12 protein-coding genes are annotated in these 17,844 nt (G+C 57.5%); 9 read left to right on the top strand and 3 right to left on the bottom strand.

The features are described from left to right. Positions 1–3: 3 nt before the first annotated feature. Positions 4–828 (bottom strand): IS5 family transposase, encoded by an 825-nt coding sequence (locus NDI86_RS17790; RefSeq protein ID WP_310901717.1) that lies wholly within the window; start codon positions 826–828, stop codon positions 4–6. Positions 829–909: 81 nt separating this feature from the next. Here NDI86_RS17790 and NDI86_RS17785 point away from each other — a divergent pair, with 81 nt between their 5' ends. Genes NDI86_RS17785 through NDI86_RS17770 form a run of 4 tightly spaced genes read left to right on the top strand, consistent with a single transcriptional unit; the run spans position 910 to position 4,257 of the window. After that, on the top strand, positions 910–1,149 hold the full coding sequence (locus tag NDI86_RS17785) for a hypothetical protein (RefSeq protein WP_310901716.1): 240 nt from the start codon (positions 910–912) through the stop codon (positions 1,147–1,149). 11 nt (positions 1,150–1,160) lie between these two features. Next, the gene (locus NDI86_RS17780) at positions 1,161–2,114 is read left to right on the top strand and encodes a DUF7958 family protein (protein WP_310901715.1); all 954 of its coding nucleotides are present in this window, start codon (positions 1,161–1,163) and stop codon (positions 2,112–2,114) included. Next, a complete protein-coding gene (locus tag NDI86_RS17775; RefSeq protein WP_310901714.1) occupies positions 2,111–3,394 on the top strand; it encodes an eCIS core domain-containing protein in 1,284 nt (427 codons plus the stop codon). The genes NDI86_RS17780 and NDI86_RS17775 overlap by 4 nt, the downstream gene beginning before the upstream one ends. Before the next feature lie 5 nt (positions 3,395–3,399). Beyond that, positions 3,400–4,257, top strand: coding sequence for a DUF7958 family protein (locus tag NDI86_RS17770; protein ID WP_310901713.1), 858 nt, complete (start codon positions 3,400–3,402; stop codon positions 4,255–4,257). Between the two features lie 140 nt (positions 4,258–4,397). Here NDI86_RS17770 and NDI86_RS17765 read toward each other — a convergent pair whose 3' ends face one another. Continuing rightward, entirely contained in the window at positions 4,398–4,898 is a 501-nt protein-coding gene (locus NDI86_RS17765) for a hypothetical protein (protein WP_310901712.1), read from the bottom strand. A 736-nt stretch (positions 4,899–5,634) separates the two neighbouring features. After that, a complete protein-coding gene (locus tag NDI86_RS17760; RefSeq protein ID WP_147439941.1) occupies positions 5,635–5,820 on the bottom strand; it encodes a hypothetical protein in 186 nt (61 codons plus the stop codon). Between the two features lie 278 nt (positions 5,821–6,098). On the opposite strand from NDI86_RS17760, the gene NDI86_RS17755 reads away from it, so the two are divergent. The 5 genes from NDI86_RS17755 (at position 6,099) to NDI86_RS17735 (ending at position 17,721) form a co-directional block, all read left to right on the top strand. Further along, positions 6,099–6,500 (top strand): hypothetical protein, encoded by a 402-nt coding sequence (locus NDI86_RS17755; protein WP_310901711.1) that lies wholly within the window; start codon positions 6,099–6,101, stop codon positions 6,498–6,500. 283 nt (positions 6,501–6,783) lie between these two features. After that, complete coding sequence (locus tag NDI86_RS17750) at positions 6,784–10,848, top strand: ATP-binding protein (protein ID WP_310901710.1); 4,065 nt, start codon at positions 6,784–6,786, stop codon at positions 10,846–10,848. 264 nt (positions 10,849–11,112) lie between these two features. Continuing rightward, positions 11,113–12,801: a phage NrS-1 polymerase family protein gene (locus NDI86_RS17745; protein WP_310901709.1), complete on the top strand. Its 1,689-nt coding sequence runs from the start codon at positions 11,113–11,115 to the stop codon at positions 12,799–12,801. A gap of 145 nt (positions 12,802–12,946) precedes the next feature. After that, the gene (locus NDI86_RS17740; protein ID WP_310901708.1) at positions 12,947–14,248 is read left to right on the top strand and encodes a metallophosphoesterase family protein; all 1,302 of its coding nucleotides are present in this window, start codon (positions 12,947–12,949) and stop codon (positions 14,246–14,248) included. Beyond that, the gene (locus NDI86_RS17735) at positions 14,245–17,721 is read left to right on the top strand and encodes an AAA family ATPase (protein ID WP_310901707.1); all 3,477 of its coding nucleotides are present in this window, start codon (positions 14,245–14,247) and stop codon (positions 17,719–17,721) included. Before NDI86_RS17740 ends, NDI86_RS17735 begins: the two co-directional genes overlap by 4 nt. Positions 17,722–17,844 lie beyond the last annotated feature (123 nt).

Here is a 17,844-nt window from a genome sequence, read left to right as displayed (position 1 = left end):
CAGTTAGAGCGGTTCACAGAGCGGTTCTATGTTTGTGATGGCGAACATCAGGACAATTTCACGGAACTGCCGATACCAGTCAAGCGCTCGCACGGCATCGCCGAGCGAGCGCTTGATTGTCGAATACGAGGTTTCGGCCATCCACCGCTGAGAGTAGCCTTTTGTCCGGATGAGTGCGTTATTCGCGGTTGCGTTCAGCGACGAACCACGGTAGTGAACAAGGTAGTCGATATCTAGTGCGGCAATCTCGTACTCGGTGTTCCAGTCTTGGAAACCGTTGTCAGCGGCGACGGACAGCAGGTCGTCCGCGTTCCGGCGGACGACCTGCGGCCCGGTCTTAGTATCGTGTTGCCAGCGTGCCGAGATATGTACGTCAAGCACAGCAAGTGACTCTACATCGGTTAATGTCGTCACTTTCAGCGTCTGAACACTGTTTCCGGAGCGTTGGCGGTAGTACGATGAAGAGATACGGCGGTCGAAGAACGTGCTGTCGAGTGCGGCGCGACCGGACTGCGGGTGTTGCTGCGCTGAAACGCGCAGCAACGCCCGCCAGACCCACATTTTCATCCGATCAAAGGACTTGTAGATCGTCGTGTAATCCGGGAGTTCGTCTTGATCAAGGTCAAGAATCTCACGGATTTCAGCCATGTATTCCAGCCGATTCGGCGTTTCCCGGTAGCTGTGCTCTTCTTCGACCCGGAAACAGTGCAAAACAACGTGGACCCAGCGGGCGAACCCGCCGTTGGCGGGCTCGCCCGCGTGCTTCCCTAACGCTTGTTTGGCTAGACGCCGACACTGCTCAACGAAGTCGAGGATGTCGACTTCCATGGACAGAGTCAATTCCTCGGCTTCGTCCTTCTACTCCGCGATATCAATCGATTAGACCGCTATTCAACACGGCAGTTGAGCGTGCCCCTGAACCAGGCGCTCGTGGATGTACTGTCGAACCTGCCGATCCCAGACCCGATGACGACGCTGGCATCGGCGTTTGTGGCAGGTGGGACCGTGGCCGCCTACACGACGCTCACCAGCAAGCTTGACGGCGAAGATGTCCGTGAAGCCTTCGTGTCTGCTGGAGCTGAAGAGATGTATGATATCCTGTTTGGGACTGACAGTGAGACTGGATCCGGTAGCGCGGACTACAAATGAGGTGAAAAAGCATGCGAGCTTCTATTGAAGGAGAAGACGAGGAAGGATGTGGATTGGAAATTCTGGACAATGATGGTATAGAGCATTGGATCGAGATCAAATACGACCGTGGAGATATTTCATATCACGAACAAGACGGCTACCCAGACAAACCGGCAAAACGAACGAACGAGGGTAACGAACACGTCGAGCAGGCCCGGCGGTTCGCAAAGTATCACGTCTACCGGGAGCGGGGGTACGAGACCATCGCTCGTCGGCACTTGCCCGAAGTCGTCGCGGCCGTTGCGGTGACCGTCGCCAGTCTCTCGCCCGAAGAGTTCGACGAGCAGTTCGGGACGTACTATCAACAGTTCCGAAGCACGTTCGACGCGGACGTGGAACCGGTGATCGACCCGCCGGGGACAGACGACGACGGGACGATTGTCTATCTCCAAGATGTCTATCTCGATGCCGATCTGCCCGACCTGCTTGACGACGACCAGATAGACGCCATCCAGGCGGCACTCGACACGGAGACCAGTCTCGACGAACTGGAATCCCAGCTCGGTCAGGACCTCATCGACATCGACTCGCTGCTGAACCCAGCCAGCCTGAGCGTCAAGACGTCGGGCTTGGGAACGATCTATCAGAGGGCAGGCAGCGAATCGATTACGGAGCCGAGCGGGAGCTTAGACCGACCTACAGACGCACGGTTGCAGTTACCGCCGAAGCACGACAGCACGGACGAGTACATGTCTCCAGAAACGTTCCAGTTTCTCATTTTCCACCATCTCGTCTGCCAGGTCCGGGATTGCTATCTCCGACTGGGGCTGGAACCGCCCGAAGCCGTGCGTGTTCTCGGCATAGGGACGTATCGCCAGACGATTCGGAATCAGTACCTCGACATGTTTCCGCCAGTCCACAGTACCACGTCGCCGGTCGATGGGTACCGGCTCCCGGGGATCGGGAGCCATCTTGAGGGATGATAACTCCGGCAGCACCGTCGCTACGCGCCGCTGCCGAACCCGAGGTTGAGACGGAGACCCATATCGGGCCGGTCCCGAAAAACACCGACCTGTTCAACGGGCGGTCGGTCCACCGAAGCACCGCGGTAGCCTACGACGACAGTCGCACCGGCGACACCGGCGTCCCCGACACCGTCCGGGACGTAATCGCTTCGCCCGGACGCTCGCTGGATACGTCGATTCAGCGCGCGATGGAAGACCGGATGGACGACAATCTGGGGGACGTTCGGATTCATACCGGACCGTCGGCCGCTCAAGCCTGCGAGGACATCAACGCTCGCGCTTTTACTGTCGGGAATCACGTCGCGTTCAACACTGGCGAGTACGATCCGAGTTCGGCGGAAGGCCAGCACATTCTTGCGCACGAACTCGCGCACGTGAGACAGCAGACTGATGGTGCTGTCTCCATGCTGCCCCAGCCGGGCGAACTGGAGATTGACCCAGACGAACGCTTAGAACGCGAGGCCGAGGAGACCGCCCAGCGGGTGATGGAAGGTGGCGAATTGGGGATTCAGCGGCTGGCCGATACCGAAGTTCACGTTCAGCGCTCACCGAAAGATCTCTCGGAGTATATTCCATCGATGAGCGATACGGAGCAAGCAATCGTCGAAGAGGAAGCGACACAGGGTGTCTTACTAGATATCGAGCCCGAGAAATTAGAACAACTGCAGTCGACAGTTGCGGACCTCGAAGAGGTAGCGGCGGAGCTCAACGAGCTCAGCGCAGAGACGGGAGTAAACGTAGAACCAGCGGCTGGCGAGACGACACTGAGAGAGGAGACGCCGACGCCTCTTCGAGACGGCTTGGCTGTGACGGTTTCACACGACCACTACCTCTCCGAGATGGGACTCTCACAAGACCAACAACAGCTGGTTCAAAAGCACAAACAACTGGTCTCCGAGTTCGAGCGGCTCAGTAACGACGTTCTTGCGGAACTTCAGCAGGAGGAACTCCCTGACGAAAGCACGTTTCGCGAATTTCTAACTGACGCAGGGATCAGCACCGGCGTCGCAGCAGTGTTATACAAGGTCATCGAATCCCAAACCGACTATGCGACGTTTGCGTCGATGTTGCAATCCGAACTCGATATGATGGGTCCACAAGCAGCTGGTCTCTTCGAGAATATCACTGTCGCGTTCGGCGCAGTGTTGACCGGTGTAGCACTAAGTTACGGCAAGAACAAACTTACCACTGACGATGAGACGGGCTCGGATACCGTGGCCGGCCAGAGCAGGAAGTGATAATTATGGATGGGCAAATCACTGGAGAAACGGACGAATTAATGGGTGTAAGCATCATCGATAACAACGATGTAGAGCATGTATTGGACGTGAGAAAATCAGATGGTGAAATTACAGGCCATCAGCAAGACGGTTACCCGGACGACCCGGCCGAGCGCACTGGCAAAGAAAACGAGTACGTAAGCCAGGCGCAACGGTATGCCAGGTACTACGTCGACAAAGAGAAAGGGTACGACGTACTTCCGTGGGATCGAGACACTGCGTCGATGCAGCGGGTCCAGACGGCCATTGAGTCGCTCTCTGAGGAGCAATTCGAGGCGTACTTCGGGACGTACTTCGACCAGATCAACAGCCGGCTCCCGAAGGTGGACGCCCCAGTTCCAGAGCCCGATGCGGTCGGTGACGACGAGTTCGTCCTCTACATGCTAGATGTGTATCTCGACGACTCCAATCAGATTGAGGCGACATCGGACATTCACTTCCTCTATCTAGACGACAACCGGGAAAAGCAGGTGGTTCTGGGGGATCAACCTCTTGATCGAGAGCCGGACGCTCGATTACAACTGACACCTAACTACTTGCCATCGCTGGAGGTTGCCCGGGAGTTTTTCATCTATCATCTCCGCTGCCAGATTCGTGACTGCTATCTTCTTCGGGGAGAGGAGCCACCAGAACAGTACCGAGTGATTGGTCCCGGGCTCTACGACGCGGCAACGCGGTATCTCTACGAGGACCGTCCGTATCGGCTATATCATAAACTGCACGCGGAAATTCCGGGGTACTCGCTCGAATTCGACTACGGCCTCGGTGAACAGGGGAAAGCGATGGGCAAAATCGCCGGGGCAGTTGCGGACAACAAATAACCGATTCTCGTATGACCGATTCGTTGGGTGACGTGCACATTCACACCGGGCCACAGGCGGCGAAAGCCTGCAAGGAATCATTTTAGTTCGGCAGAAACCATCTGTGTGAGTGTTCTATGATAGACCATTCTATCGAACAATCAGATCCCGTAGATGCCTGCAAAGACAGAGAATAGAGTTCCTCCCATCGAGATGCCAATCATCACAAGACCCCATGTTACACCGCGGTATCCGCGAGCCCAGGTTCGACTGTCGCGTGAGCCACCAGACCACAGTGCAGCCCCTAGCGAAAAACAAGCCAGCCCCAGATAGGACAGGATTCCTGACGCTGCCTGGGCTATTGGGAGCAGTCCAGAAGTCCCGCTCGCCCCGTAAGGCCAAGTCGATGGGAGAAACCCAGTCCCTCCCATGATGAAGGCTACGAGATCATAGAACGCGTTGATACCGAGGATTGCAACGAGAGCGGCTGCGGCTCCGATCATCATTCCCCGATAGCGGATTGACCGACGGGAGTTTGATTTCGTGACGAAGAAGCCGATGATTCCGACGACGAGGAAGATCATCGCTAGATATCTGGCCGTCACCTCTGCGACAGTGAACAGCCGAAACGCTGGGTCAATGAGTTCAGAGACAGACGGCATTGTTCCTCCTATTCAGTTACTGGAAAGCAAAAACACTCAGAATGTGCGTACTCCGCACTCCACACGATTGTAGGGATATCTGCATTTCAATGCAGGTCGTGACATTCAAAATTCATAAAACAGATACTGATAAATACATCCGAGGAGTAGAACCACATTGCGGCAGATGAGTACACTAATCAGTATAAAACCAACCAGAGTGGACTACTGAAGGCCTTAGGAGGGTGCGGTAAGTCCACGGCGTTCTGAAATGTTGGCATCCCGATTCCGGGATTGCTGAACAGTGTCTGTTTGCCGCTGATCCTCTCAACTAGCGTAGCCCTCGCCAACAGTCCCGATATCGTGGCTTTGCTGTGGAATTTCCTGGTATACGGGCACGTTAGTTCAGTTGCTCTTCTGCCTGCATTGGGTAGAAATAGTAAAACCATTCAGTTCCACTTGACTCGCAGGATAGCTGGCAGTTATATGGGTTGACCAGACATGGTCATGTGGACACACTACCTTTCACTCGAACAGCTCCCAACCCAGTGTGTCCACTCAATTGTCAGAGGCAACCAAGTGGCCCCTCCTGACCCCGAGGGGCCATATCTCGTCTGTACTGTCCGGACATGGGAAGTAAATCAACACTCTGAAAACTACTCTGTGGCGTCTTCCGAGAAACCTCAAAAGTCGGGATATAAGTCGTGTCTCGGCCGATGGCGGCTGTCCCCCACTCTGTCGATGGCAGAATGAGGAGCTAGACGCGACCTCGTTCGAACGTTCTGTACTGCGCGTTGAGTTCTTCAGCGGAGGCGAACTCTATCTCGTCGAGCAGTTCGTTCACTGCTTGGTCGTAGGACTGTCGGTCGAGGAGGTTTCGGTTGCTGTACGCCCGAAGGCGGTCGCGCGTTCCTTCTTTCACAGGAATCGAGTATCGGCTCATCGCGACTGTCCCCGCTGGCTGTTCAGCCTACCCCTTTTAGTGGTATACGGCATGGTGGTCACTCTTATTCGACTACAGATCGGGACCGCAACTACTTGCTCAGTCTGTGTGGGTGTGTACCAAGCATAACTGTTTCCCCTCAATACCCTCATAGAGCGCATATATTGCCGAAAATCTGCGCACCTGTGCGCCAGCCGCAACCTTGCGGCCGCTGTAAGATTGCGAAAGCCGCATTCCTGAAACAAATATTATAACTTCCAGCTTACGCCCGGTGTGCAATGACGAACCAGCACACTACAGACCCCGACACCGATTCGAATAGTATCCGCCGTTTCCGGCGAGTCCGTGAATTCGAGAGCCTTCTCGTCACCGTCTTCCTCTCGCTGATGTTCTTCGTCAGCCCAGCAGCCGCACAATCGACTGGCCCCACCGGTGGGTCCGGTGGTTCTGTCGCTGGCTGGGAGACGATTCTTACGAATCTCTACGACGTTGTCTACACGACGCTCCAGTACGCTGGCCTCACTGTACTGGTACTGGGAATCATCGTCTGGCTCACTGCTCGGACGAACTCCCAGCGCTCCGAGACGGGAATGAAGCTGACGCTCGGCGGCGGTGCAATGGTCATCGCGTACTTCGGCCTCGGCGCACTCATTTCCCTCCTCGAATTCATCGCAGGGTGAGCCCGACGGCCCCAGAACGTGATTCCTTTCGAGGCGCCTCGTGACCGGATTTCATACCGCCGTTGCGGTGTACTCCATCCATCGAGACCAGCGCTTTGTCTAGTCGGTGGAACTGCTTCCCGGCTGGTTGCTCCACAGCATTGCTCACCGTTTCTGCCGTGACCCTCTTTCCAAACATGCACACACTAACCCACAATCCGCTGTATCGCCGCCTCAGCCAGCTACTCGCTGCGCGAGAATTCCCTCGACTGTGGTCGCTGACTCCCCTGGAATGGTGGTCCTCATGACGAGCGAACCGGGACCGTACCGTCGGTCTGGCTCTGGGGAGCATGAACCACGGCTACCAGATATCGATGACCTCGAGATCCAGAACGCGGTTTCGACACGTATCCACGGTCGGACGAGTGACAACGTCGGACCAGACGGGGATGATGGAGACGCTAGTGGCGGAACCGACGAGAGTCACTCAACCACTTCCCCGGTCGATGAACCAACCCAATCGGACGGTGATTTGGACGGGCCCGATTCTGGTGACTTATCCGACAACGCTGACGATGATGGGTTCCGCCCGTATATCAAAATCACGCCGGCTCGTGAGCAGGTAACGCCAGACCACGTCGTCAAGGGACTCTATGGCCTCTACCGGGCTGGGAGTGGCCGAGAGATGCCGTTCCATCTCGAACGCCGGCTTTCGTTCGTGAGCACACAGCGGACGTTCGAGTTCCTGATTCACAAGCCAGCAGATACCCGCCGATTCGACTTCTACCTCGGCGTTCGGCCCTACGAGGTCGAGGCTCTCGAACACCTCGCAGCGAACGTCCGTGCGATGTATCCCGAGAGCTTCCACTTCGAAATCGTCCCATTCGCCACGACCGATATCTTCGTCGACGACGTCGAGCCCGCTGGTGCGACGCTCGCGGACCTGGCCGCGTTCGAAGGTATCGACGAACTCATTGAACTGGACGGCTTCGAACCAGATCTTCTCGACACAGCTGAAGATACTGGCGACGAATCTCGACGTGGCGCGAATGCCGACCCGACGCCGCCGGCGATGGTTCGCTGGGAGGGCGTGGAGACGAAGAACAACGACTGGATGACGTTGCTCTCGCAGTTCAGTGAGATCTCAGTCGACATCGAGGATTCGTTTCGGTCTCCGCTGAGCGTCCTCCTCGAACAGGCCACGGAGACGGACGAACCGTTTGTCTTCCAGGCCGTCTTCACACCTCGTCGTGACTGGACGAAGGAAGCAGAGGTCCAGAAACGGAATCTCAAGATGGGGACGACTGGTGTCTTCAGTTCGTTCAAGCAGGAGGCAGCCGCGATGCTCCTTGGTACATCGGAAGAGGAGCGACGGCAGCGTCACCGGCCCGATACTCCTGAGCAGATCGGGGGGACCATCTCCGGCGGCGGGGACGGACAATCAACCCGACACAGCCGCATGGGACAGATAGACCTGAAACAGCCGACCGTAACGTTCGACGTCTCCCTACGAGCGGCCGGCGAACCGAGCATTGTGAACGGCATCACAGGAGCATTCACCGCTCTCAGTGGTCCGTACTACGGCGTCGAGGGGGCTAATGTCGGCCACGTCGGGCGTGAGTTCGATGTCTTTTGTCGGTCGCGACTGAGCACGACGAGTATTCGAGAGCGTTTCCAGAGCAAGAACCCGATCATAGTCGCTAGTCCAGACGAACTCGCGAACTTCGTAACTGTACCCAGCACGGGCGCCCTTCCGAAGGCGAGCCGTGGTGCGTCTGGTGGCGCTCCAGACGCACGCTCGCCACTCACCGCGACCGACGAAGAGTTGCTTGCGGAATTCGACTCGGGGATGTGCATCGGTGAGGCTGAAACGGCATCGCCCGACCGCGACAACATCCCCATCAGTCTCACTGCCGAGCAACTCACCCATCACGTACTCAGAGCGTCGACGACGGGTGGCGGGAAGACGACCGCGATGATAAACGACGGTCTCAGCGCGTACGACCAACTCGATGGGCCGACATTCATCTTCGACAAGAAGGGCGGCAGCATGGCGACAGAGTACAAACGAGCGCACTTCCGGCAATTTGGCGACCTCGACGACATCGTCCATCTTCCAGTTCCAGGGCCGAACGGCGAACTGCCTGCGTTCCCGTTCTTCGACATACGACCCCAGATCGCGGCTGGTATGAGTCGTGAGGCAGCTGTTCAGGAGAAGATCGACCGCTACAACGAACTACTGGAGTACGTCCTCGGTGACGAACAACACAATCAGGCGTTCGTCGCACAGGAGATTCTCAGCAACCTCATTGGTGCGTTGTTCGACCCGGTGTACGGCCAGGATGCGTACGCCATCAGCGACCTCCTCGATGCGGCCACGAAGATGCAGACCGACCAGAAAGTTCCAGAGGTCAGCGATCCGGAGCTTCACGCGACGCTCACGCGCCACTTCAGTGCCGAGGAACGACGGTTCGCCACGTCGATCGACGCCGTTCTCAACCGCATCACGAAGCTGAAAGAGCGAGATTTCATCTGGCGAATGCTGAACTTCGTTCCCGAATGGGACGGTGAAGCCCAGCGGTATGCTGACGAGCAGATGCTGCTCGACCTCGATGGGCTTCTCGACTCGAAGTCGGTCGTGCTGATCGATACCGGTGAGTTCCGACCCGCATCGAGTAATGTCTTCACGGTGCTGATGCTGGATTACCTCTGGTCGTGGGTACGACTCCGAAAGCGATGGAACCGGACTGTTCTCGACCCTGCCGACGGCTACTGTGTGAACCTGATCATCGACGAGGCCGCACCGATTATGCAGTCCAGTCTCGTCCGGGACGAGATGATTCCTGACGCTCGTGAGTTCGCTCTCGCGTTCGAACTCATCGTTCACTTCCCGGAGCAGGTCAAACGTGACGCACTCGATACGCGGGCCTACAAGGAAATCCTCCGCAACATCAACACCAAGCTCATCGGGAAACTTGCAATCGATGACGAGCTGGCGACGACGTTGTTCCACGAGGAACTCGACCCCGTCGCCCTCTCGAACCGGATAGCGTCACTCCCTCGTGGTGAGTGGCTTGCACAGTTACCCGACACCGGCTTCATGACCGACACACCGGAGCTGGTGACACTCAAGCCGCTTCCCGTTCCGGAGGGACACAGCGACGGAGAGGAGTCGGTCGACGCGGGCACGTACAGCCCGACGGCAGAGATGACCTTTCAGGAGGCAGATGAACTCCAGTGGTCACGTACCCGATTCACGTATTGTCTCGTCCCCGGCGTCAACAGTCCGCCGGATGCCGCCCAGCGTGCAGCCCGCTATGGAACCGGGCCGATGAACAGCGCGACAACTGAACGACCTCCGACGCCTCCGGACGGAGACCAGAATGCTGAGCAGCTCGACTCCGAAGAAATAGACGAGCCTCGGAACTCGGATGAACAGGACTCTCAGGTGGAGCCCTATCCCGACTCTGCTATTGGCGGGGCTTCCAACGAGTTCGGAACCGTTCTCGGAACCGGCTCGCCATCACAGGATCACTTGGATGAGTCGAAGGAGAGGGACACCTCCGGAACGGAGGGCCCTACCGCAGATGCCACACACCACGTCTCTGATCTTCCAGCGACACCGGGGCCTGCGAAGAATCTTGACCGGACAAGTGACCTGACAGACACAGCACGGCAGTTCCTTCGAGACGTGATCGCAGGGATCAACGGCGAACTGGACGGGTACGATCTGACACAGTCGATGACCGACATCCGAGACGCAATAAATGGGGAGATCGACGAAGAGCAGTTGGTGGAAGACGGATTCCTCGAAATCCAGCGCGTGTACGGTCGGAAGTACTACTACGTGCCTCCAGCGGGGCAGACCGCAGTCAGCAGGAAGATTTACGCCGGCCGGAACAACGGCGACATCTTCGAGAAAACGGCTCACAAGGTCTACGTCGAGTACATCGCTCGCCACCTGCGAAACCGGGGGCTTCTCGTCGAAACCTATTACGAGCCGATGGCCGGCGGGATGGTCTTCGACGTCGCCGCGTTCCTTCCGCGTGACGACGGAAGCCGAACGCTCGCGGTGATAGCTGAGGTGGTGACGAATATCCGTCCGGAATTGATGGTCAAACACTACGACGATCTCGCGTCTTTCGAGGGGGTCAGGAAGATGTGGGTAGTCCCGCATACGGACGTCGCCCACGAAATTATCAGAGCACTGGCCGATGCTGGACGCCTTGAGAACGCACCTCACAAAACTACCAAGAACTATGCACGTCTCTCCGAGGAGGCGTTCGACAATCCCCGCGAATGGCGATTCGTCGGCGGTCGCAATATCATCGAATCGGTCGACCAAGTCGAGGAGGATTCCGAGGGATGATGATCTGCGTCACTAGTTGGGCGCACCGGGCGCTCAATAGAGTCTCTAAAGCGATCTCCTGCCTTCCTGCGTCTATCGACGAAACACCTAGAATAGGTCTTGGGAGGGGAGGGAACGCAGGTTCGCACGAACAGCGCGCAGTCATACGGTTTTGGGCGCACGGGCTCGTTTCGGAGAGGGTACAGAGTGCACGGCGCCGCACTGAGGTTTATCGCGATACCGAATCGGCCGTGAATACGACAGAAATAGTTCCCCGTTCTATCCATGTCCAGCAGTGAACTCGACGAGCGTCTGATTCCAGACAGATTGGCCGAGTGTGAGCAATGGATCTGTTGGCAGGAGGTCGAACGTGATGGGAAGCCAACAAAGGTTCCGATCAAGCCCTATCACACCAGCGGGACATCGAACGCCAGTGCGACGGATCCTGCAACGTGGCGTGATCTCCAGATCGCTCTTGAGTTCCACCAGAGCGACCGTGTCGATACCGATGGGATTGGATTCGTCTTCGCACCTAAGACATCCATCGTTGGCGTCGACCTAGACGACTGCCGTGAGCCTGATACTGGCGACCTCACTGACTGGGCTAGTGACATCGTCGAGCGCCTCGATTCCTATACCGAAGTGTCTCCATCAGGACGCGGTGTTCATGTCCTTCTCGAAGGAGAACTTCCGCCGGGTCGTAATCGGCGTGGTGATGTCGAGATGTACGATGAGGCTCGGTTCTTCACCGTCACGACCGACCACGTTGACGGGACACCTGAAATGATTGCTCGCCGGCAAGACGCACTGCTCGGTGTCCACTACGAATACGTTCAGACATCACCCGATTCGGATACTCAGGCAGTTGACCTCGACCAGGCAGTCGACGCCGCAGCGGAGACTGGAAACGAGGCACAGGGTGGCGACTCTACTGGCGATGGGCCCGATGGAGAACCCGGTGATGGGAAACCACAAGCTCTCGGTTCGAAGTCGAGTCTGTATGCTCGCTACGGGCTCGATTTCCCGGACATAGAAGATCCGGCGCTCGAAGTCGCCCTGCATAGTTCCAGCGTAGATGTCCTGCCCGATGATCCCCCGACTTCACTCGACGAAATCGCCGGTCCCGGGGTTGACCTCGATGATGACGCACTCTTGGAGCAGGCGATGGCCTCGAAAAGTGGCGACACCATCGCGGCTCTCTACGACGGAGACAGGGAACTCTGGGCCTCCCCCGAGAGCCGATATCCGTCACAGTCGGAGGCAGACATGGGACTGTGTTTCTACTTGGGGTTTTGGACAGGTGGCAATCCTGAACGGATGGATCGTCTGTTCCGGGACTCCGGCCTCTACCGGGGTAAGTGGGATCGAGTCCACTTCGCGAACGGCGCGACCTATGGGGACGTCTGTATCTCCCGGACCCTCCTGACTATCGATGACTACTACACACCGCCAACGAATCAAGAGCGTTCAACACCTGACGACCGTGAGGAAAATCTGGATGAGGCGCCAGCCTCGGAGGCGTCGATTCATGATACTGGTTCTAGTCCCGTTGGTACCGGAGCCGTTGACGACGCTCGTCGTTTAGCTGCAAAGGTACAACGTCAACAACGTGAACTTGAGGAGAAGCGTGAGCGGATTGCAGAATTAGAGACTCTTCTGCGTCAGTATCGGACCGCTCTAGGGATCGACCCTACCAGTGAGAAGACTCTCCTCAGAGAACAGGGGAACACAGACACTGCCACCGGAAACGGTAGCCGAAGTCACTCAATACACCAGTCCTCGACTGAACGAAATGGTGACAGTGAATCCAACGACAGTGCCGAGCTACATTCCAATGGCCGGGGCGAGCACGACAGGGAGAATACGGCTGCCGATGACGGTCTCCCGTCTCGTGAAGAGGTTAGTGGGGTCTCAAAAGAGGGCAACCCATCCTCGAGCAGACTACTCGACCGCCTTCGCCGGCGACTATCTTGAGACGCCGTTATAGTTGGCTACTCTCACTGGATGGAACATTTGGCATCACGTGACTATGGCTGCATATCGACTCACAGTAGTTCGGTAATGGGTAGCATTTATTTATCAGTGACTTGTGGTTCTATCTCACCGTCTAGCTGTACTCATGAAGGAAGCCCTGGAACTACTTTGCACGGGAGATCTTCACCTCGGCCGTCACCCGAGTCGGATCCCGGATGATCTGGATAGTCCCGAGCTGTCGCCGAAAGCTGTCTGGCTGTCGACGGTCCAGGAAGCAATCGACCGGGATGTCGATACGGTCGTGGTTGCTGGTGATATTGTTGATCAAGAGAATCGCTATTTCGAGGCGTATGGCGCGTTCGAAGACGGGGTTGCACAACTCGACGAAGTGGGGATTCCAGTCGTCGTGGTAGCCGGGAACCACGACTTCGACGCCCTCCCTGATATGGTCGATAACCTCGACTCCGATACGCTCCAGTTCCTCGGGAGAGAGGGTCAGTGGGAACGCTGGACGCTCGAACAGAACGGCGAGCCGGTAGCACACTTCGATGGCTGGTCGTTCTCGGCTGAACACGTATACGAGTCCCCACTCGAAGAGCACGAGCTTCCGACGACCGATGACGCGCCCCAGATTGGCGTACTTCACGCCGACCTCGACTCGCGAGGAAGCCGATACGCACCGGTTCTGTCCAGCGAACTCCGCGACACCGCAGCAGATGCTTGGCTACTCGGTCACATTCACAGTCCGGGGATCCGGATCGACTCGCAACCACTGGCGTTGTACTCGGGGTCGCCGCAACCCCTCGATCCGGGTGAACAGCAGGCCCACGGCCCGTGGACGATTACGATACCCGAAACCGGAGATGTACGAGCTGAACAGATCCCTCTGGCATCCGTTCGATACGACCAAGTTACGGTCGACGTGTCCGAGGTAGACGACCCACAGGAAGCGACCGCTGTAATTTCGGAGGAGATCAAAGACCACGTTCGAGCCGAACTCGATACGAGGACGCTGGAGCTCAGCCTCGTTCGCGTTCGTCTAACTGGACGGACGGATGCGCACTCGGTGCTCGTCGATCAGCATCGATCGATGGAGCGTGACCTCGGATTCCGGGAGGGGTCGGTTTCGGTCCGGATCGAATCGGTCGATGTCGATACCCGGCCCGCAATCGATCTTGAAGACCTTGCAGAAGGGGACAATGCAGCTGCGTACCTCGCTGACCTCCTGCTCGAAATCGAGAACGGTGATCCTCACGAAACCTACAGCGAGGTGGTTGACGACTCGTTAGCAGCGGTACGGCAGGCTCATAGTGCGAATGCGTACAACCCACTCCGACGCGAAACCGAACTCGAGGATCCAGACGACGCTGACGCTATAGAGCATCTCGAACAGCAGGCGCGGGTACTGCTCGATACCCTACTCAGCCAAAAGGAGGGGAAGGCGTGACCAGGGACCCGATCTGCTTCGAGGAAATCCAGATCGTCCAAGCTCCTGGGTTCGAAACTGGCGGCTTCTCTGTCGACGACCTGTGCTCCGGCATCAATGTCGTTCACGGGCCGAATGCGGCAGGAAAGACGACGCTCGCTGAATCGCTCGAATGGCTTTGCTGGCCTGAGACCGCCGACGAGCGTGCATCCCTCGTTGGGCACCTCTCGCTGAATGGTGAGGACTGGCGAGTCGAAGTCGACAATGGGCGCACGAGCTACCAACGTGACGGCCAGGAGGCGAATGGTCCGAGCCTGCCTCCGGCCGATCAACGCGACCGCTACCGACTCTCGCTCCATGACCTACTCCAGCGAGACAACAACAATGAATCGTTTGCTGAGATAATCGAGCGAGAATCAGCTGGTGGCTACGATCTCTCTGCAGCATACGCCGAGCTCGGATATTCGGATTCTCCGAGTCGAGCTAATATGAACGTCGTCCAGAACGCCAAGGGAGCGATTCAGGAGTTGCGTGAGGCACGGAGCGAGGTTTCCGAACTCCGCAAAGAGCAGAACGAACTCTCTCGGTTACGGAATGAACTGGAGGCAGCGCGTCGAGCACAGGAGCGCTCCGAACTGCTCGAGCAGGCGATCGACTACGCACAGGCGAGGAACAAACTGGAGCAGGCTGAATCGAGACTCGATGAGTTCCCCGATATCTTAGATTTGGTCGACGGGGACGAAATCGAAAGCGTTCGATCCCTCGAAGATGACATCGACGAATGGACCGACAAAAAAGACGAGGCCGAGAAAACGAAAACGGACGCTCAGAAACGGCTTGGCGAGGCTGACCTTCCTGAAGAGGGCCTCCCGACAGGCCGTATCGACCATCTGAAAGAGCTTCGCGATGACCTCGATTCTGCGGAGGACCGGAAACGCGATCTCAAGGGAGACTTGGCTGACGCCAAACGGCAGCGAGAAACTGCACGAGAGGACATTCCTCTGGAGGTCGATACCGAGGACCTCGTTGACCTGGAGCCCGTCACGTGGAAGACCGTCTCGAAGTTCGCACGAGAGGCCGAGGAACTCCAGTCCGAGCGTGAAACTCGGGAGGCCGTCCAGCGACTACTTGAGGACGGTGAGCACCCTGAGCCCGATCTTCCCACGCTCCAGCGCGCGAGTCAGTCGCTGGAGGAGTGGTTGGCCGCGTCAGTTGCTACGGACTCGAACGACGGCTCAGAGGCATTCCGAATCGCTGTATTCTCGGCCGTCTCTCTCGCCTCGACGGGCATCGCGCTCGGTCTGCTGGTGCATCCACTGTTATTCTCCATCCTGGTCGTCGCCGCTGGTATCTTCTGGTATGGGCTGCGCGCTCGCTCACAGTCCCAAGACGGAGGGGATTCACGAGAACCGCATCGCGAGTCGTTCGAGAAAACCGATCTGAACCCGCCGGCGGCGTGGACCGAAGACGGGGTCCGGTCTCATCTGATCGGACTGTACGACGCAATCGCAGCGCACAAACTGGCCGAGCGACGGTCCGAATGGCGCGATAGCCTAGCGACGGACTCAGACACGCTCGAACAGAAAGAGCAGGATCTGGAGGAAACGCGTGCCAAACTTCAAGATCAGTTGGGCGCCGCGCCAGATGCGTCCGATGTTGAACTCGCCGTGATCTCCAAGCGAGTACTCGACTGGCAGGAAGCCCACGACGAGGTTGAAGGGGTTCGAGAGAACATCGAGACCGTCGACGAGCAGATCGAGAACGCCCGCGAAGAGCTCCAATCGAAACTCGACCCATACGGCTACGACGCCGTCCAGAGTTCTGGTGAGGCGACCGAGACCATCCGGGACCTCGAGAACCGCGAACAGCAACGCGAAGCTGCACAGAGGGACCTTGACCAAGCTACCGGGACGATTCAGGAAGCGACTGAGAAAATAGATGCATTGGAGGCCGAACGCAACGAAATCTTTGCGGATCTGGATCTCGACTCCGATGATCACGATCGGTTGGAGGAACTCTGTGAGCAGGTCGACGCATACGAATCGGCTGCGGAGGATGTACGAGAGGCCGACATCCGGGCAAGCACGGAGGCGGAAGAACTCGATAGCTACCCGGGTTTTGAACCAGACCTCAAGGAGCAAGAGATTGCTGACCTCAGAGAAGACCTCCGTGAAGCGGAACGAACTGCCGAAGATTTCGACGACCTGCAGGAATGGATTGCAGATATCAATGCGGAGATCAGACAGGCGAAGTCCGACGATCAAGTTGAAACGGCGCTCGCAGAGCGTGACCGGGCGCTTGATGATCTGAAAGACCAACTCGAGGACGACTGTGCTGCGATGGTTGGCGACGTACTGGTGGATCACGTTCAGGAGGCGACGATGGAGACGAGCCGCCCTGACGTCTTCGAGCGTGCTCGAAAAATCCTGGCGACGATCACTCGCGGCCGGTATCGGTTGGACTTCGACGAGAATGAAGCCGAGTTCCGTGCGTTCGACGAATCCAAACAGAAGGGACTCGCGCTCGACGAGCTTTCGAGCGGTACTCGGGTCCAGGTCTTGCTCGCCGTTCGGATTGCTTTCGTCGAACAGCAGGAACAGGGCGTTCGGATTCCACTTCTCCTCGACGAGACGCTCGCAAACACCGACGACCGCAGAGCGAAGACCATCATCGAGTCGACGATCGAACTCGCTCGGAACGGTCGGCAGGTCTTCTATTTCACCGCACAGGGCGACGAAGTGGCGAAATGGACTGCTGCACTGGAGAGCACGAACGGCGTCAACCACGAAATCATCGACCTTGCCACCGTTCGTGACGTCGACGATTCGGTCCACATTCCCGATCTGGAATCTGTCGAATCGTTCACTCCGAAAGCTCCCAGTCCCGACAGTCACGACCATGCCTCGTATGGGGACGAACTCGCGGTGGACTCGTTCAATCCGCACCGAGGCGTCGGGACAGCGCACCTGTGGTACGTGGTCGACGATGTCGAAACCATCCGTCAACTCTTGGAGCTCGGGATTGAGCACTGGGGACAGTTGAACAACTTGCTCCAGTGGGGCAACGGCGACCTCTCCTCAGTTGATTCCGACCAGATAACGTTCGCAGAGCAGAATGCTGCGGCGCTGAGCGAGTTCGTCGACGCCTGGAAGGTTGGTCGTGGCGAACCCGCTGATCGAGAGGTTCTCGAAGCCTCTGGTGCGGTGAGCGGTAACTTCATCGACGAGGTTACTGCACTTGCTGAATCGGTCAATGGCGATGGCCGGAAGATCGTCGATGCCCTGCACGATGGCGAGGTGAACCGCTTCCGTAGCGGGAAAGCGGAAAAGCTGGAGACGTATCTCGAAGAGAACGGGTACATCGAACCTCGTGAGACGTTGGACCACGGCCAGATTCGTGCCCGCGTTATCGAGCGCTACGTCGACGAAGGCGCCTCTCGAAGCGAAGCCAAGGACAGGACCGACGAACTGCTGTCACGCCTGGGTCAAGCCTGACCCCCTCGGACTGATCTCTGACTCCGTGGCCTGCTAGCGACTGATTCTGGGATTTATCATACCCAAGGGGATGAGGAGAATCAGAGAGGGAGCGACGAAAACACATCTTGCTAGCGAATCGGT

It is taken from the genome of Haloarcula onubensis, from assembly GCF_031624605.1.
Classification (GTDB): domain Archaea; phylum Halobacteriota; class Halobacteria; order Halobacteriales; family Haloarculaceae; genus Haloarcula; species Haloarcula onubensis.
This window is presented reverse-complemented; position numbering and strand designations above follow the sequence as displayed.

Coding starts and splice junctions, on each gene's coding strand:
- NDI86_RS17750 (WP_310901710.1), top strand. CDS start 6,784: ATGACGAGCGAACCGGGACCGTACCGTCGGTCTGGCTCTGGGGAGCAT.
- NDI86_RS17740 (WP_310901708.1), top strand. CDS start 12,947: ATGAAGGAAGCCCTGGAACTACTTTGCACGGGAGATCTTCACCTCGGC.
- NDI86_RS17755 (WP_310901711.1), top strand. CDS start 6,099: ATGACGAACCAGCACACTACAGACCCCGACACCGATTCGAATAGTATC.
- NDI86_RS17760 (WP_147439941.1), bottom strand. CDS start 5,820: ATGAGCCGATACTCGATTCCTGTGAAAGAAGGAACGCGCGACCGCCTT.
- NDI86_RS17780 (WP_310901715.1), top strand. CDS start 1,161: ATGCGAGCTTCTATTGAAGGAGAAGACGAGGAAGGATGTGGATTGGAA.
- NDI86_RS17745 (WP_310901709.1), top strand. CDS start 11,113: ATGTCCAGCAGTGAACTCGACGAGCGTCTGATTCCAGACAGATTGGCC.
- NDI86_RS17765 (WP_310901712.1), bottom strand. CDS start 4,898: ATGCCGTCTGTCTCTGAACTCATTGACCCAGCGTTTCGGCTGTTCACT.
- NDI86_RS17770 (WP_310901713.1), top strand. CDS start 3,400: ATGGATGGGCAAATCACTGGAGAAACGGACGAATTAATGGGTGTAAGC.
- NDI86_RS17790 (WP_310901717.1), bottom strand. CDS start 828: ATGGAAGTCGACATCCTCGACTTCGTTGAGCAGTGTCGGCGTCTAGCC.
- NDI86_RS17775 (WP_310901714.1), top strand. CDS start 2,111: ATGATAACTCCGGCAGCACCGTCGCTACGCGCCGCTGCCGAACCCGAG.